A 14,396-nucleotide genomic window follows, 5' to 3' on the forward strand; every position below is an offset into this window, starting at 1 on the left:
TATGAATAGAACCATATATTTCAATGAATTGGCTGTGGAGTTTCTTGTTGGGAACAAGATCATCCATCAGGATTTTGACAGTATTTTGAAAAATTTTCAGACTGATCAAGATTTGACAAGTTTGGCAGGAGTTGTTTTGATCGAACATGTGTCTTTTGAGAATGAGGATCAATTCATCAAGGTTTTAATGAATAAGGACCTGTCCGAGCTTAGTAAGCTTCATGTTATTGTTGATGAGATTCAGTTTAATAGAATTGTAGCAGGCCTTGCTATAGTGGAAGCAGCTGGAGGTTTGGTCGAAAACAGCAATAAGGAGCTATTGATGATCAAAAGACTCGGAAAGTGGGATTTGCCCAAGGGAAAAATCGAAAAAGGAGAAGGCAAGGAAGAGGGAGCTCTTAGAGAAGTCGAAGAGGAATGCAGTGTGGAAGTGGAAAGCGAGGGGTATTTTGATACGACTTGGCATACTTATTTTGACCGAAAAGGAAAAGCTTGCCTCAAGCCTACTTATTGGTATGAGATGTCTTGCTTGAATGATAAAAAGATGGCTCCTCAGCTTATTGAGGACATAGAAGAGGTAAAGTGGGTGTCTAGTGCGGAGTTGGAAGATAAGATGCAAGATACTTACGCTTCATTAAGAGAATTGTTGAAAAAATACATTGAAAAAAATACAAGCAATAATTAGCTGATTTTCTTGCCAATACAGCATACTGGTTAAATTGCATTGCCATTTTTTTGTTCATTAGTTTGAAAATAAGAAAATATCGATTATGTTTGCAGTCCCTTAAGCAAAGGGAAAACAAATCAAACACGGGTGTAGCTCAATTGGTAGAGTAGTGGTCTCCAAAACCATTGGTTGTGGGTTCGAGTCCTACCGCCCGTGCTTCTTAATCGCCTCCATAGCTCAGCTGGCCAGAGCAACTGACTTGTAATCAGTAGGTCGTTGGTTCGAATCCGACTGGAGGCTCAAAGAAAATAACTTATTCGCCTCCATAGCTCAGCTGGCCAGAGCAACTGACTTGTAATCAGTAGGTCGTTGGTTCGAATCCGACTGGAGGCTCAAGAAAATAACTTATTCGCCTCCATAGCTCAGCTGGCCAGAGCAACTGACTTGTAATCAGTAGGTCGTTGGTTCGAATCCGACTGGAGGCTCAAGAAAATAACTTATCGCCTCCATAGCTCAGCTGGCCAGAGCAACTGACTTGTAATCAGTAGGTCGTTGGTTCGAATCCGACTGGAGGCTCACACACGGGTGTAGCTCAATTGGTAGAGTAGTGGTCTCCAAAACCATTGGTTGTGGGTTCGAGTCCTACCGCCCGTGCTGCGAAAGAAAAAGGCTTGCGATTGCAAGCCTTTTTTATTTTGTGTTTCCGAAGTTCATGGCTCTTTCTATACCTATGGTGCAGAAATTGTGAATGATTTCTATGCTTTTGTCGATAAGCAAAGGTAGTTCGGCTTCTTCGTTGTTGTTGAATTTTCCTAATACAAAATCAGCTTGCCTTCCTTTAGGATAGTCGTCGCCTATGCCGAATCTTAATCTAGCGTAATTTTGTCCGCCTGTGACGCTTTCAATGTCTTTCAGTCCATTGTGTCCCGCGCTTGATCCTTTGGCTTTTAGCCTTAACTTGCCAAAAGGGATTGCTAGATCGTCGACCAGTACTATGATGTTTTCCTTAGGGATTTTAAGGGTTTTCATCCAGTGGTTGACGGATCTTCCGCTTAAGTTCATGTAGGTTGTTGGCTTTATCATATGGATGATTCTGCCTTTGTGTTTGTATTCGCAGTGAAATGCTAATCTGTCGGAATCGAAGCTGACATTGTTTTCTTTAGCCATTTGATCTACGATCATGAAGCCGATGTTGTGTCTGGTTCTGTCGTATTCGGGGCCTATATTGCCAAGGCCGACAACAAGGTATTTCATGGTGTTATGTATTTCTTGTGAAAATGATTAAAGCTAATAATTATTGTTCAAAAAAAAATCCCGCCAATCTATGACGGGATTTTCGTAAGAAGTTGAATATGTATTAAGCTTCTTCGTTCATCTTACTTCTCAACGCTCTTGGTATAGTGATAGAAGCGATTGATGTAGATGTGTTGTTCAAGATTTCGTAGTTCTCAGGAGAAAGAGACTCAACCTTAACCGTTTTACCCAATTCTAGGTGACTAACGTCAACTTTGATAGATTCAGGCATGTTCTCAGGAGTAGCTTGTACTCTTAGTTTTCTTGTCTTAAGAACAAGTTTACCACCGACAGAAACACCAGGAGCATTTCCTGTTAATTCAACAGGGATGTCCATTTTTGTTTCTTTGCCATCTTGTAGTAGCAAGAAGTCAGCGTGCAACAAGTTGTCGCTTACTGGATGGTATTGAGAATCTTGAAGAATTGCTTTGTATTCTTGACCTTCGATATTCAATGTTACGAAGTAAGCATTTGGAGTGTAGATAAGGTCTCTGAAAAAGTATGCGTCAGCAGAGAAGTGAACTTGCTCGCCACCACCATAAAGCACACATGGAACCTTAGCTTCGTTTCTCAAAGCTTTAGCTTCAGTTTTTCCGAGATTTGCTCTTTTATACCCTATAATCTCTAAAGTTTTCATAATAAATGAATTTAAATAAGTTGAATATATAGTAAATAAATAAAATTTATTTCATTAACTAGTCTCTCAAGAATAGCGAACTGATTGACTCATTGTCATGCAGTTTTCTGATAGCTCTTGAGAAAAGGTCGGCAACAGAAAGTACTTTGATTTTTTCGCACTCTTGTTTTAGAGGAATAGAATCTGTTACGATTAGTTCTTCTAGTTCTGAGTTTGCGATGTTGTCATAAGCTTTTCCAGAAAGAACAGGGTGTGTGCAGACAGCTCTTACGCTGTTAGCTCCTTTTTCTTTAAGCAATGAAGCTGCTTTGCAAAGCGTTCCGCCCGTGTCGCAGATGTCGTCCACAAGGATGACGTCTTTGCCTTCCACGTCGCCAATTACTTGCATTGAAGCCACTTCGTTGGCTCTTTTTCTGTGCTTGTCGCAGATTACCATGTCCGCAGTGAATACTTTGGCGAAGTTTCTCGCTCTACCAGTGCCTCCCACGTCAGGAGCTGCGAAGATTAGGTTTTCTAGGTTCAATGACTTGATGTATGGAACGAAGATGTAAGATCCGTCCATGTGATCCACAGGGATATCGAAGAATCCTTGAATCTGTCCTGCGTGAAGGTCGCAAGTCATTAGTCTGTTGGCCCCGGCAGCAGTAAGTAGATTGGCTACTAACTTGGCACCGATTGGAACTCTTGGCTTGTCTTTTCTGTCTTGTCTTGCGTATCCGAAGTAAGGCGCAACTACAGTAACGTATTTGGCACTTGCTCTACGGCATGCGTCGATCATCAATAGAAGTTCCATTAAGTTGTCAGCAGGAGCGAAAGTCGATTGTACTAGGAATACATCGCATCCTCTTACTGAGTCATTGAAGTTTGGAGCAATCTCTCCGTCACTGAATTTAAGTATGTCGACATCGCCAAGGGTTGTGCCGTAGCAGTGTGCGATTTGTTCCGCTAAGTAGCGGGAATTCGTGCCGGAAAATATTTTTACAGCTGACATAGTTTTTTATGAAGCTTTGAATTTAAACTTTGTTTTTAAATCTCGTTGTCGGACTGGGAATCGAACCCAGATCTTCCGGAAACTCCGGTTGCGCGGCCATTGCGCTATCTGACAAATGGCTTGAAATAGTTTTATCAAATCATGGAAAATTCGATAAAAGCTATCAATTTGGAAATTGCCTCGGCAAAGGTAGTAAATTTCTGTGTAAGAAGCTTTAAAGCGTCTGTAATTTTTAAGAATCGATTACTTTTGGTTCAAGAAACTGTTAACGATATTGAAATGAGAGCCTCGAATGATGTTTATTTTGGCGGTGGGAATTTTTTTTCGAATGCTTTTTTCATATGCAACCGGGTTGATGATATGATCATGTTCCCCCAGAAAGATCTCCATGCTCTTTGCGACGTTGGTTTCGAGCGCCTTAGAAATGTATGGCAGATTAGGATTGAGGCTTGAAAGGCAGATCCATGTATTGAAAACTTTATTTCTGTGAGCTTGATCTTTTACTTCTTGCAACACAAATTTGGCTGTAGAGTTCGTGATCATTTTCACAGTTCGCAAGGCTTTGATTGGCAATGTGACAATCGAAGGGTTGTGCATTACAGTTTTGAATATTGTTTCGCCTAGTTTGCTTGTGGTTGCGAGTCTAAAGAAGAAATTTTTTTTAATGCCTTCAGGAGCTATGAGTGTGATCTTATCGCATGACTCTTGGAAGTGCTCGAATATGTACAGGGCGGGAATAGCGCCTATACTGAATCCTAATGCTTCAAAATCCTTTATTTTCTCTTTTTCAAACAATGTTTTAAACGCTTCAATCCCTTTATAGGATTTAAGGCATTTGTTGGAAAAGCAATGGCTTTTTCCATGATAAGGCAAGTCTATGGCAATGATTCGGTGATTTGGAAATTTTTTTTCAAAATTACTGAAAATAGTATGTGTTTGTCCAAACCCGTGAAAGCAAATCAACGTTTTGTCTCCCGAACTGTACGATTCGTAGTGCAATTTGCCATTATCGAAATTTATCTGGGGCATCATTTTTTGAGTTTGATACCCAAAATTAACTAAGCAGGATAAATTTTGTCTCTTTATAGTTTAAAAAACCTAAAAAACTTTTGGAATTCTAAAAGTTTCCATAGTTTTGCGATAGAATTTGATTAAAATCATGATTTACTATATGGAAGATCAGGAAAACATAAAGAACAACATAGTGGCTGTCAGCGATCGCATATTCAAATTAGGCGGTGTGCGAAGCGCTACCATGAGCGATATCGCCAAGGAGCTGGGCATGTCGAAGAAGACATTGTACCAATATTTTTCCAATAAGGAGGAAATCGTGGAAGAAGTGGTGAGAAGATCCTTGGATAGAGACAAGGAGTTGTTTGATCGAATTTGGGAGGAAAGTGAGAATCCGGTGGAGAAAATCGTAAGATCTTTTCAAAAACTGACGGAAATGATAAAAGAGGTTAACCCTGTTTTTTACTCTGACTTGAAGAAACTCTACCATAATGTGGATAAGGAAATGATTTGTTGCCACAAATATGAGTTTGTGATGGAGCGAATCATAAAGATGTTGGAAGATGGGAAAGAGCAAGGTTATTTCAGACAAGATGTTTCCCCTGAAATTGTGGGTAGACTGCATATTGAAATTTCAGAGCTTATCTTCAGTAGAGGCGCCGGCTTGGTGGAATTCGATATCACTGAATTGCTGTACCAATATAGAGAACTATTTCTTTTTGGAATTTTGTCTCAAAAAGGACGCGAATATTATAAAGAACTAACTAATTAAATAAATTAAAACAATAAATGAGAGATATGCTCCGAGCATTGCTTCTTGCACTGGTGATTTACACTTTATCGATCAGTAGAGGCTTTGCACAAGAATCGTCGCAACAGCAGACTTCGGTTAAAATGAGTTTGCAGGAATGCGTGGATTTCGCTCTGGAAAATCATGTGGATATCATCAACGCTGAAATAGAGCAAAGGATTGCCAAAGCTAAAGTTGGCGAGACTAGAGCTATTGGTTTGCCGCAGATTAACGCTGCCGGGGGAATCAATAATAACTATAAACTGGGAAAAGCTGTATTTGATACTCCGGATGGAGTGCAAGAAGTAACTTTCGGTAGTAAGTATGATGGGAATTTGCAGTTGTCTGGGTCGCAATTGTTATTTGACGGAACGTATATCGTAGGCTTGAAAGCCGCGAATGTTTATACAGACTTAACGGATAAGCAGTTGATTAGCACTAAGATTGATAGGGTGCAGGCAGTGATGGAATCGTACTATCAGATTCTGATAAGCGAAACAAGGTTGGATGCTTTTGAATCGAATCTAAACCGTCTTGATACTACATTAAGAGAAACTACATTATTGTATGAAAATGGCTTTGCTGAGAAAATCGATGTTGACAGGATTAAGGTTAATTACAATAATGTAAAAACTGAGATCAACAAGGTGGAACGATTGATCGACTTCAGTTATATGAATTTGAAATATCAAATTGGAATGCCTTTGGAAAATCAAATTTCTTTGAGTTCTGAATTGATTGATCCAGGTGTAATGTCTTTGGTTGATGAAAGCTTTCAAAAAGCCGATCCGGAAATGCGTATTGAATATCAAGAGTTAGGAGTTAATATTAGATTGGCAGATCTTGATATGAAGCAGTTTCAAATGCAGTATTTGCCACAAGTTTCCCTTGTTGGAAATTATGGATGGAATGGTATTGGACAAACTTGGACTCAGATAAATACATTCGCTCAACCTAGTTGGTTTGGTGTAGGAGCTATTGGTTTGCAAGTGAAGCTTCCGATCTTTGAAGGCGGGCGTAAGCCTTACGCTGTTCGTCAAGCAAGATTGAAGAAACTACAGTTGGAGAATCAGAAGAAATTGCTAGCACAGGGTATTCAAGTTGAAATCAAGCAAAATAGAGATCAATTGTTAGCTGCTTTTCAAGACGCTGCTTTTCAAGAAGAAAATGTTGAGTTGGCGACAAGCGTAGTATATACAACACGCCAAAAATATGTGGAAGGCATCGGGTCCAACTTGGAATTGATAACTGCTGAAAACGACTTGACGCAAGCGCAAATCAATTATTATAATTCTTTGTATGAATCTATCGTAGCATATATCGCTCTCCAAAAAGCAATGGGGATTTTATATTGATAAATGAATACTAGCAGTGCTTATTGGAAATGATTGCATAAGGCACTTTTTTATCATCAATTGAATAACAAGCATATACCATAATCAATACTAGAGAAATGAAAAGAATATTTCAATCAGCTATATTAATGGGCTTGATAGTTCTCGCATCTTGCCAAAGCGAAGTCGAGAAAAAGAAGGCCAAATATGAAGAGTTAAAACAAGAGCTTCTTCAAGGAAAGGGGAAGTTGGATCAGTTAGAAAAAGAAATCACAGAACTGGACCCTGAATGGAAAAAAGGCAATGAGCCAAATGCGCTGTTGGTGAAGATCGAGAAGATCAAAAAACAACCATATGTGCATAAAATCCTAGCCAGAGGCGCGGTGGAATCCAGACAAAATGTTGAAGTAGGGGCTGAGTCTACAGGTAGAATTTTACAAGTATTCGCTTTAGAAGGCAAAGTATTCAAAAAAGGCCAACCGCTTGTGATTGTTGATTCTGAATCGATCAAAAATCAAATCGATGAAGTTCAAATCAATTACGATTTGGCCAATGAGATATATTTGAAAAGAAAAAGACTGAGAGAAAACAATGTAGGAACAGAGGTGGAGTTCCTAGAGGCTAAGAACAAAAAAGAGGCTTTGGAAAAGCAGCTTAAGACTTTGAGAACAAACTTGGAATATACGGTAGTTAAAGCTCCTTTTGATGGAACTGTAGATGAAGTATTCGTGAGACAAGGCCAGGTGACTGCTAATGGCTCTCCTTTGTTGAGGTTTGTAAGTCTTAAGGACATGTATGCGTTGTCGAATGCTTCGGAAAGATACTTGGGTACTTTTAGTGTTGGAGATAGCGTGGATGTTGAGTTCCCTACATTAGGCAAGACAATGACGCTGAATATTGACGCGATTGGAAAAGTGATTGATAAAGTCTCAAGAACTTTTACTGTAGAAGCTAGAATACCAAGCGGACAGCCGAATATTCAACCGAATATGGTGACCATCATGAAGATTGCCGATTATTATAATCCAGATGCGGTGGTAGTTCCTACGAATGTGATCTTGGAAGACAAGCATGGCAATTATGTGTATACGATTTCCAAAGATGATTTGGATAGAACTGTAGCGGAGAAAAAGTATGTGGTTGTGGAAAGCGATTATGAAGGTGATGCTTATGTCTCTGAAGGTTTGGAAGAAAATGATGTGATCATAATAAATGGCCACCGTCAAGCGACTCCGAACACTATTGTTCAAATCGTGAAGTAGAATGTATTTTTGTGAGATTTTACACTTATTCCAATGGAAGAAAAAGATAAAAATAAATTGCTGAAAGAGTTCGGTTTGACCACCATGTCGGTCAATAACCGAGCTACAGTATTCGTGATTACGGTGTTGATCATAACCTTTGGAGTATTCTCTTATCAATCATTGCCAAGAGAAAATTTCCCCGAGGTTAAAATTCCAACTGTATATATAGGTACAGCTTATCCAGGGAACTCTCCGATTGATATGGAGGATTTGGTAACAAGACCCATAGAGCGGGAAGTGAAGCTGGAAAAAGATATAGACAAAATCACGTCGACATCTGTTGACGGTTATTCAGCGGTATCAGTTGAGTTCGCGACAAATGTTGATGTGAGCGATGCGTTGTCAAGAGTTAAGAATGCCGTTGACAAGGCGAAAATTGATTTGCCTAAAGATTTGCCTGCTGATCCTGATGTGCAGGAGCTTGACTTTGCCGAGTTTCCAATTTTGAATATTAGTTTCTCGGGAGATTATTCCAAAGCTCAGTTGCGTGATTTTGCGGACATGCTGAAGGATCAAGTGGAAAGGTTTCCAGAAGTTTCAAAAGGTGAGATCAAAGGTGTGGACGACCGAGAGGTGCATATCAATGTTGACCCTTATGAAATGGAAGCCCGTGAAATTAGTTTTGGCGATATAGAGCAAGCTGTTCAGGCTGAAAATATTAATGTGTCAGGCGGTGAGATTGTCAATGATGGAATTAGACGATCTGTAAGAATCGAGGGAGAATTCGAGAATCCTCAAGGCATGCTTGATATCATTGTGAAAGAAGAAGGAAGCAAGCCGGTTTACTTAGGCGATATCGCTACGGTTGATTACGGTTATGTGGACCAAGAAAGTTTCTCTAAAGTGAACTTGCATCCAGTAGTGACTCTTGATGTCATCAAAAGAAGTGGAGAAAACTTATTGGATGCTACCGAGAAGGTATATGGATTGCTTGATCAGATGCAGGAGACGAAAGTTTTTCCTTCTGATTTGGAAATTATCGTGACAGGTGATCAGTCGACAAAGACTAGAAAAGATGTTAAGAACTTGGAGAACAATATCATATCGGGTGTGATCTTGGTGGTATTGGTGCTTCTATTTTTCTTGAATACTCGTAATGCCTTATTTGTGGGTATGGCGATTCCGCTATCCATGTTTATGTCATTTATGATTTTGGGAGCTTTTGGCATTACGATCAATATGATGGTATTATTCTCCTTGATCATGGCTTTGGGTATGCTCGTGGATAATGGTATTGTGGTAGTGGAAAATGTCTATCGTTTGATGGAGGAAGGGATGAACCCGATTGAAGCTGCCAAAAAAGGTGTTGGAGAGGTTGCTTGGCCGATAATCGCGTCAACAGCTACTACATTGGCTGCGTTCTTGCCTTTAGCTTTATGGCCGGGAATTATGGGGCAGTTCATGAGGTATTTGCCGATAACATTGATGATTACGCTTTCAAGTTCATTATTTGTGGCATTGGTGATTAATCCTGTTTTCATCGCTACTTTCATGAAAGTTGAAAAAGAGAAAAAGGTTATTAATCATAAAAGAGTATTGACGATTGGCGGAAGCTTGATATTGGTAGGGATATTATTCTTGGTGTTTAAGAAGACGGTTGTCGGGAACTTATTTGGCGTGGCAGGTACTTTAGTGTTGTTGGATGTGTATGTTTTGACTCCGTTGGCGCATAAGTTTCAAAATACTCTATTGCCGTGGCTTGAGAGAGTATATGAAAAAGTGTTGACTTCAGCGCTTAATGGCAAAATGCCATACATATACTTTGGCGGTACTGTGATGGCCTTATTTGTATCGTTTGGTCTTCTGGTGAACTTTATGCCAAATGTTCTTTTCTTCCCGGAGAATATTCCAACGCAAGTGCACGTATTTGTGGAATATCCAGTAGGGACTGATATTCAAAAGACCATTACACTTGCAGAGGAATTAGAAGTGAGTGTGAATAAAGTCTTGGAGCCATACAGACATGCGGTGAAGTCGGTTGTGACAAGTGTAGGAATTGGCTCAAATGATCCTGGAGCAGAGATCACAGCAGAAGGAGCTGCTACGCCTCATAAAGCTAGAATTACCGTTGACTTTGTGGATTTTGAAGAGCGAGAAGGCGTGGATACGCGTGAAATTCTAAATGAAATAAGAGGTGTCACTGGCGGATATGTTGGCGTGAGTGTGACAGCGGATAAAAACTCCGATGGACCTCCAGTTGGTAAGCCTGTTCAGATAGAAGTATCTGGTGAAGATTATCAGCAGATCATTGAAATTAGCGAGAACTTGATTTCTAGAGTGAATAATTCAGGAATTGAAGGTATCGAAAAGTTGAAGTCGGACTTGGAGGTTGGAAAGCCTCAGTATTCTTTGAAACTTGACAGAGAGCAAGCTAGAATATTTGGAATATCGACAGGCCAAATTGCCGAAGAGCTTAGAACATCGATCTTTGGTAAGGATATTTCCACATACAAGGACGGTATTGATGATTGGGATATTAAAGTAAGATTGGCGGAGCCATATAGATACGATCCGACGACATTGTTGAACAGAAGAGTTACTTTCCAAAATAAGCAAGGTAAAATCGTTCAGGTGCCGATATCGTCAGTTGCTAATTTTGACTTGACTTCGACATATGGAGCGATAAAGCACAAGGATCAAAAGCGTGTGGTAACGATTACTTCCAATGTCTTGGACGGATATAACGCGACATTGATAAATGACCAAATTAGAAATTTGGTGGATGGAATGGAGTTGCCGATAGGATATAATATCGTGTTTGGTGGCGAGCAGGAGAAGCAAGCTGAGGAAATGGCTTTCTTGAGTCAAGCCTTGTTGTTGGCGATCTTCTTGATCTTTATCATTTTGGTGGCTCAGTTCAACGCAATTTCAGCACCTTTCATCGTATTGAGTTCGGTAGTCTTTAGTACAATTGGCGTGTTTATGGGATTGGTTATATTCCAAATGGACTTTATTGTCATCATGACCATGTTGGGAATCATCTCCTTGGCGGGTATTGTGGTGAACAATGCGATCGTATTGATTGACTATACAAATTTGCTTAAAGCCAGAGCGGAAGAAGAGCTTCCTAAAGGAAAAACGCTTACTATTGAGATGATTAAGGAGCAGATTGTGAATTCAGGGAAAACGAGACTTCGTCCAGTATTATTGACTGCGATTACTACTGTGCTTGGTTTGTTGCCGTTGGCTATCGGATTGAATATCGACTTTATCAAATTTTTACAAGAGTATAATTTTGATTTCTTTGTTGGTGGTGATAACGTGGCTTTCTGGGGACCAATGTCATGGACAATTATTTTTGGTTTGACATTCGCTACATTCTTGACGCTAGTCATCGTTCCAGTGATGTATTTATTGATTGAAAAATTGCAAAAGGCTTTAAGAAGGTCTTAAAAATCAGAGATATAGAAAAAACTCCTTGCCAAAAATCAAGGAGTTTTTTTATTTGACTAACATTTAACATTTCAGTATAAAGTAAATTTTTACTTCTCGCTTAATTAATTATTTGAACATATAAAATGACAACCTTTGGAGCGTAAGCTGCTTTGCTTACATTGAGAATGAGCCATTGATGTAAAATATTGAACTTCGATGGCGAATTTGGCGTGTAGCGTAGCAATGCTCCAAAGGTTTCTTTCATTATGTATATCGAGATGCCGTTGGAAAACGTTAGAGTATAATAAGTTAATTATAAAATGGGCGCTGAGCCGAAATGTTATGAGTAAGGATGCAATGATCATGATAGCCTTTGCGGTATTGATGCTGATAGAAGTGTACGCCTATCAGGCAGTCAAATTCGCTTTTAAGTCTTTCTCCAAAAGGAAGATGGTGCAAGCAGCGTATTGGGTTTGGTCTGCTTTGGTGTTGGCAGGTTGTGTTTACATGTTTGCCAATGGCCAGGAAACAATGTCCAGAATACTTAAGACTGTTATTTTGTCGATGTTTATAGTGAATATTGTTTCTAAGCTGGTTTTGATCATATTTAATTTTCTGGATGATTTCAGGAGGTTGGGATTGTGGATATTTAGAAATAATATTCAAAAGAAAACGACTCCTCAGGTTGTAGAGGAAAACACAGAGATTAAAGAAGCTCCGACAAGTGATAAAATCTCAAGGTCGGAATTTTTGACTAAAGCATCATTGTTGGCCGCGTCTGTTCCTGCCGCATCTTTTAGCTTTGGAATACTTAGCGGAGCGTACGACTATCGTGTCAGGACCAAATCAATAGTTATCAATGACCTTCCCAGAGCTTTGGATGGCATTCGAATAGCGCAACTTTCTGATATTCATACCGGATCATTTTACAATAAGGTAGCAGTGCAGGGAGGTGTTGATCTTCTATTGAAGGAAAAGCCTGATTTGGTGTGCTTTACTGGAGATTTGGTGAATACGGTTACCAAAGAAGTGAATGAGTATTTTGATGTGTTCAAAAATGTAAAAGCACCTTTGGGCGTTTATTCTGTGCTAGGCAATCATGATTACGGCGATTATAAAACTTGGTCTTCCGCTAAGGCGAAACAATCAAATTTTGAAGACATGGTCGATGCTCATAAGCATTTGGGCTGGGATTTGTTGAGAAATGAAAATCGACAAATTAAAGTAGGCAATGATCACTTGGATATCATTGGCGTGGAAAACTGGGGGCATGGATTCGCTCAATATGGAAAACTAAGCGATGCGTATAGCCATTTGGAAACAGGAACAGCGAAAGTTTTACTGTCTCATGACCCAAGCCATTGGGATGCTGAGGTTAGGCAAGACTTCAAGGATATTGACCTTACTTTGTCTGGACATACGCATGGTTTTCAATTTGGCATTGAGATAGGTGATTTTAGATGGAGTCCTGCGCAGTATAGATATGCACAATGGGCTGACTTGTATGAAAAGCAAGGGCAAAGCTTGTATGTGAATAGAGGCTTTGGGTTTCATGGATATCCGGGCAGACTGGGAATACTTCCTGAGATTACGATTTTGGAACTTAAAAGCGCGAAGGCATAAAAAAAGAGGTTGCGACAATATCGCAGCCTCTTTTTATATCGATTTATGTAAGGTTAAAGAAGCTTTTCAGCTTCTTTTTTTGGCGTTTTATCCAAGGATTCTATTGGCAATAGCAAAGAAAAAAGCTCCGCTGATGAATGCCATGATTATTGTCGCTGTCATAGTTTTTTAGGTTAAGTGGTTAAAGCTTGATTCTGTTTACAATTCCTGTAATAAGAAAACCTATGTGAAATACGATTATTGCTGTAGCCATCATGATCTTAGGGGTTAGATGATTAATAATTTGTTCTTTGATTATAATACAGTTCAAATGCTTAATACCCTCACTTTATTTTAATATTTTTTTATTATTTTAAATTTTAAGAATAAAAAAATCCTCTTTATAAAGAGGATTTAGTGTGTTCATGTTGTGTATTGATATTTGTGAAGCCGAGCTCCAAGTATTGTCAATAAGCGAAAATTCTGTTGGCAACTCCAAAAAAGAAAACTCCAGTGATAAATGCCATGATGATTGTAGCTGTCATAACTTTAGGGGTTTGATGAATAATTTATTATTGTTTGTATATAATACAATTATACATGCCTTTACCCTCAATTTAAATTCGTTTTTTTTGATTTTATTCGTGCTAATTTATATTTAGAAGCATAAAAAATCCTCTTGTCAAAGAGGATTTAAGGTGTATGTATGTTGTGTATTGATATTTTGGAAGCTTGGCTTCCAGGTGTTAGTACTAGGCGAAAATTTTGTTGGCGATCCCAAAGAAAAATACTCCAGTGATAAATGCCATAATTATAGTAGCTGTCATAATATTAGAGTTTTGAGGTTAAAATTTGATTCTGCTTATGATTGCTGTTATCAAAAATCCAACATGAAAAGCGATGATTGCTGTAGCTGCCATATCTTTATAGTTTTGGTTATTAGTAAGTTATTCTTTGTATATAATACAGTTTAGTTGTATGTTACCCTCAATAATAAATAGTTGAAATTTGAATTTTTTACATATTTTAACAATGCTGCGAAGAATTGTATGCTCATTAAAATAAAAAATCCTCTTGAATTAAGAGGATTTATCAGTGTATGTATGTTGTGTATTGAAATTGAGGAAGTAAAACTTCCAGCATATGATTCTAGGCGAAAATTCTGTTGGCGATTCCGAAGAAAAAGACTCCAGTGATAAATGCCATAATGATTGTAGCTGTCATAGTTTTGCGGTTTAAAGTTTACAAATTGATCTTGCTGATTATAGCTGATACTAAGAAACCAATATGGAATACGATGATTGCTGTAGCTGTCATAACTTTAGGGTTTTGATTGTTATTAAGTTATTCTATGTATTTAATACAGCTAGACAATAAAATCCCCTCCCATTA

The 14,396-nt window shown here is 38.8% G+C and carries 10 protein-coding genes and 6 tRNA genes; 12 read left to right on the top strand and 4 right to left on the bottom strand.

The window, feature by feature from the left end; translation table 11 throughout:
- The first annotated feature begins 1 nt into the window (after position 1).
- The 7 genes from AABK36_RS04085 to AABK36_RS04115 all read left to right on the top strand — a co-directional run bounded on the left by AABK36_RS04085 (position 2) and on the right by AABK36_RS04115 (position 1,321).
- The gene (locus AABK36_RS04085; RefSeq protein ID WP_309937766.1) at positions 2–685 is read left to right on the top strand and encodes an NUDIX hydrolase; all 684 of its coding nucleotides are present in this window, start codon (positions 2–4) and stop codon (positions 683–685) included.
- 125 nt (positions 686–810) lie between these two features.
- Positions 811–883: transfer RNA gene (locus AABK36_RS04090), tRNA-Trp, on the top strand.
- A gap of 10 nt (positions 884–893) precedes the next feature.
- Positions 894–967: transfer RNA gene (locus AABK36_RS04095), tRNA-Thr, on the top strand.
- A 19-nt stretch (positions 968–986) separates the two neighbouring features.
- Positions 987–1,060, top strand: a tRNA-Thr gene (locus AABK36_RS04100).
- An 18-nt stretch (positions 1,061–1,078) separates the two neighbouring features.
- A tRNA-Thr gene (locus AABK36_RS04105) sits at positions 1,079–1,152 on the top strand.
- A gap of 17 nt (positions 1,153–1,169) precedes the next feature.
- Positions 1,170–1,243, top strand: a tRNA-Thr gene (locus AABK36_RS04110).
- Positions 1,244–1,248: 5 nt separating this feature from the next.
- A tRNA-Trp gene (locus AABK36_RS04115) sits at positions 1,249–1,321 on the top strand.
- 36 nt (positions 1,322–1,357) lie between these two features.
- Here the strand turns inward: AABK36_RS04115 and pth are convergent.
- The 4 genes from pth to AABK36_RS04135 form a co-directional block, all read right to left on the bottom strand.
- The gene (gene pth / locus AABK36_RS04120) at positions 1,358–1,921 is read right to left on the bottom strand and encodes an aminoacyl-tRNA hydrolase (RefSeq protein WP_309937767.1); all 564 of its coding nucleotides are present in this window, start codon (positions 1,919–1,921) and stop codon (positions 1,358–1,360) included.
- Between the two features lie 103 nt (positions 1,922–2,024).
- Positions 2,025–2,597: a 50S ribosomal protein L25/general stress protein Ctc gene (locus AABK36_RS04125; protein ID WP_309937768.1), complete on the bottom strand. Its 573-nt coding sequence runs from the start codon at positions 2,595–2,597 to the stop codon at positions 2,025–2,027.
- Between the two features lie 58 nt (positions 2,598–2,655).
- Entirely contained in the window at positions 2,656–3,588 is a 933-nt protein-coding gene (locus AABK36_RS04130) for a ribose-phosphate pyrophosphokinase (protein WP_309937769.1), read from the bottom strand.
- Positions 3,589–3,831: 243 nt separating this feature from the next.
- Positions 3,832–4,620: an alpha/beta hydrolase gene (locus tag AABK36_RS04135; protein WP_309937770.1), complete on the bottom strand. Its 789-nt coding sequence runs from the start codon at positions 4,618–4,620 to the stop codon at positions 3,832–3,834.
- 127 nt (positions 4,621–4,747) lie between these two features.
- Between AABK36_RS04135 and AABK36_RS04140 the strand changes: the two genes are divergently transcribed.
- From AABK36_RS04140 to AABK36_RS04160, 5 genes are all read left to right on the top strand, one after another.
- Complete coding sequence (locus AABK36_RS04140; RefSeq protein WP_309937771.1) at positions 4,748–5,371, top strand: TetR/AcrR family transcriptional regulator; 624 nt, start codon at positions 4,748–4,750, stop codon at positions 5,369–5,371.
- Positions 5,372–5,388: 17 nt separating this feature from the next.
- Positions 5,389–6,744, top strand: a complete 1,356-nt coding sequence (locus AABK36_RS04145; RefSeq protein ID WP_309937773.1) for a TolC family protein — start codon at positions 5,389–5,391, stop codon at positions 6,742–6,744.
- Between the two features lie 98 nt (positions 6,745–6,842).
- Positions 6,843–7,985, top strand: coding sequence for an efflux RND transporter periplasmic adaptor subunit (locus tag AABK36_RS04150; RefSeq protein ID WP_309937774.1), 1,143 nt, complete (start codon positions 6,843–6,845; stop codon positions 7,983–7,985).
- A gap of 33 nt (positions 7,986–8,018) precedes the next feature.
- Entirely contained in the window at positions 8,019–11,420 is a 3,402-nt protein-coding gene (locus AABK36_RS04155) for an efflux RND transporter permease subunit (RefSeq protein ID WP_309937775.1), read from the top strand.
- Positions 11,421–11,744: 324 nt separating this feature from the next.
- Entirely contained in the window at positions 11,745–13,025 is a 1,281-nt protein-coding gene (locus AABK36_RS04160; RefSeq protein ID WP_309937776.1) for a metallophosphoesterase, read from the top strand.
- Positions 13,026–14,396: the final 1,371 nt, after the last annotated feature.

The organism is Aureibacter tunicatorum (assembly GCF_036492635.1).
GTDB classification, from domain to species: domain Bacteria; phylum Bacteroidota; class Bacteroidia; order Cytophagales; family Cyclobacteriaceae; genus Aureibacter; species Aureibacter tunicatorum.

What these genes read in the sequence shown, in the direction of transcription:
- AABK36_RS04155 (WP_309937775.1), top strand. Translation starts at nt 8,019, where the DNA reads ATGGAAGAAAAAGATAAAAATAAATTGCTGAAAGAGTTCGGTTTGACC.
- AABK36_RS04135 (WP_309937770.1), bottom strand. Translation starts at nt 4,620, where the DNA reads ATGATGCCCCAGATAAATTTCGATAATGGCAAATTGCACTACGAATCG.
- pth (WP_309937767.1), bottom strand. Translation starts at nt 1,921, where the DNA reads ATGAAATACCTTGTTGTCGGCCTTGGCAATATAGGCCCCGAATACGAC.
- AABK36_RS04145 (WP_309937773.1), top strand. Translation starts at nt 5,389, where the DNA reads ATGAGAGATATGCTCCGAGCATTGCTTCTTGCACTGGTGATTTACACT.
- AABK36_RS04125 (WP_309937768.1), bottom strand. Translation starts at nt 2,597, where the DNA reads ATGAAAACTTTAGAGATTATAGGGTATAAAAGAGCAAATCTCGGAAAA.
- AABK36_RS04150 (WP_309937774.1), top strand. Translation starts at nt 6,843, where the DNA reads ATGAAAAGAATATTTCAATCAGCTATATTAATGGGCTTGATAGTTCTC.
- AABK36_RS04140 (WP_309937771.1), top strand. Translation starts at nt 4,748, where the DNA reads ATGATTTACTATATGGAAGATCAGGAAAACATAAAGAACAACATAGTG.
- AABK36_RS04085 (WP_309937766.1), top strand. Translation starts at nt 2, where the DNA reads ATGAATAGAACCATATATTTCAATGAATTGGCTGTGGAGTTTCTTGTT.
- AABK36_RS04130 (WP_309937769.1), bottom strand. Translation starts at nt 3,588, where the DNA reads ATGTCAGCTGTAAAAATATTTTCCGGCACGAATTCCCGCTACTTAGCG.
- AABK36_RS04160 (WP_309937776.1), top strand. Translation starts at nt 11,745, where the DNA reads ATGAGTAAGGATGCAATGATCATGATAGCCTTTGCGGTATTGATGCTG.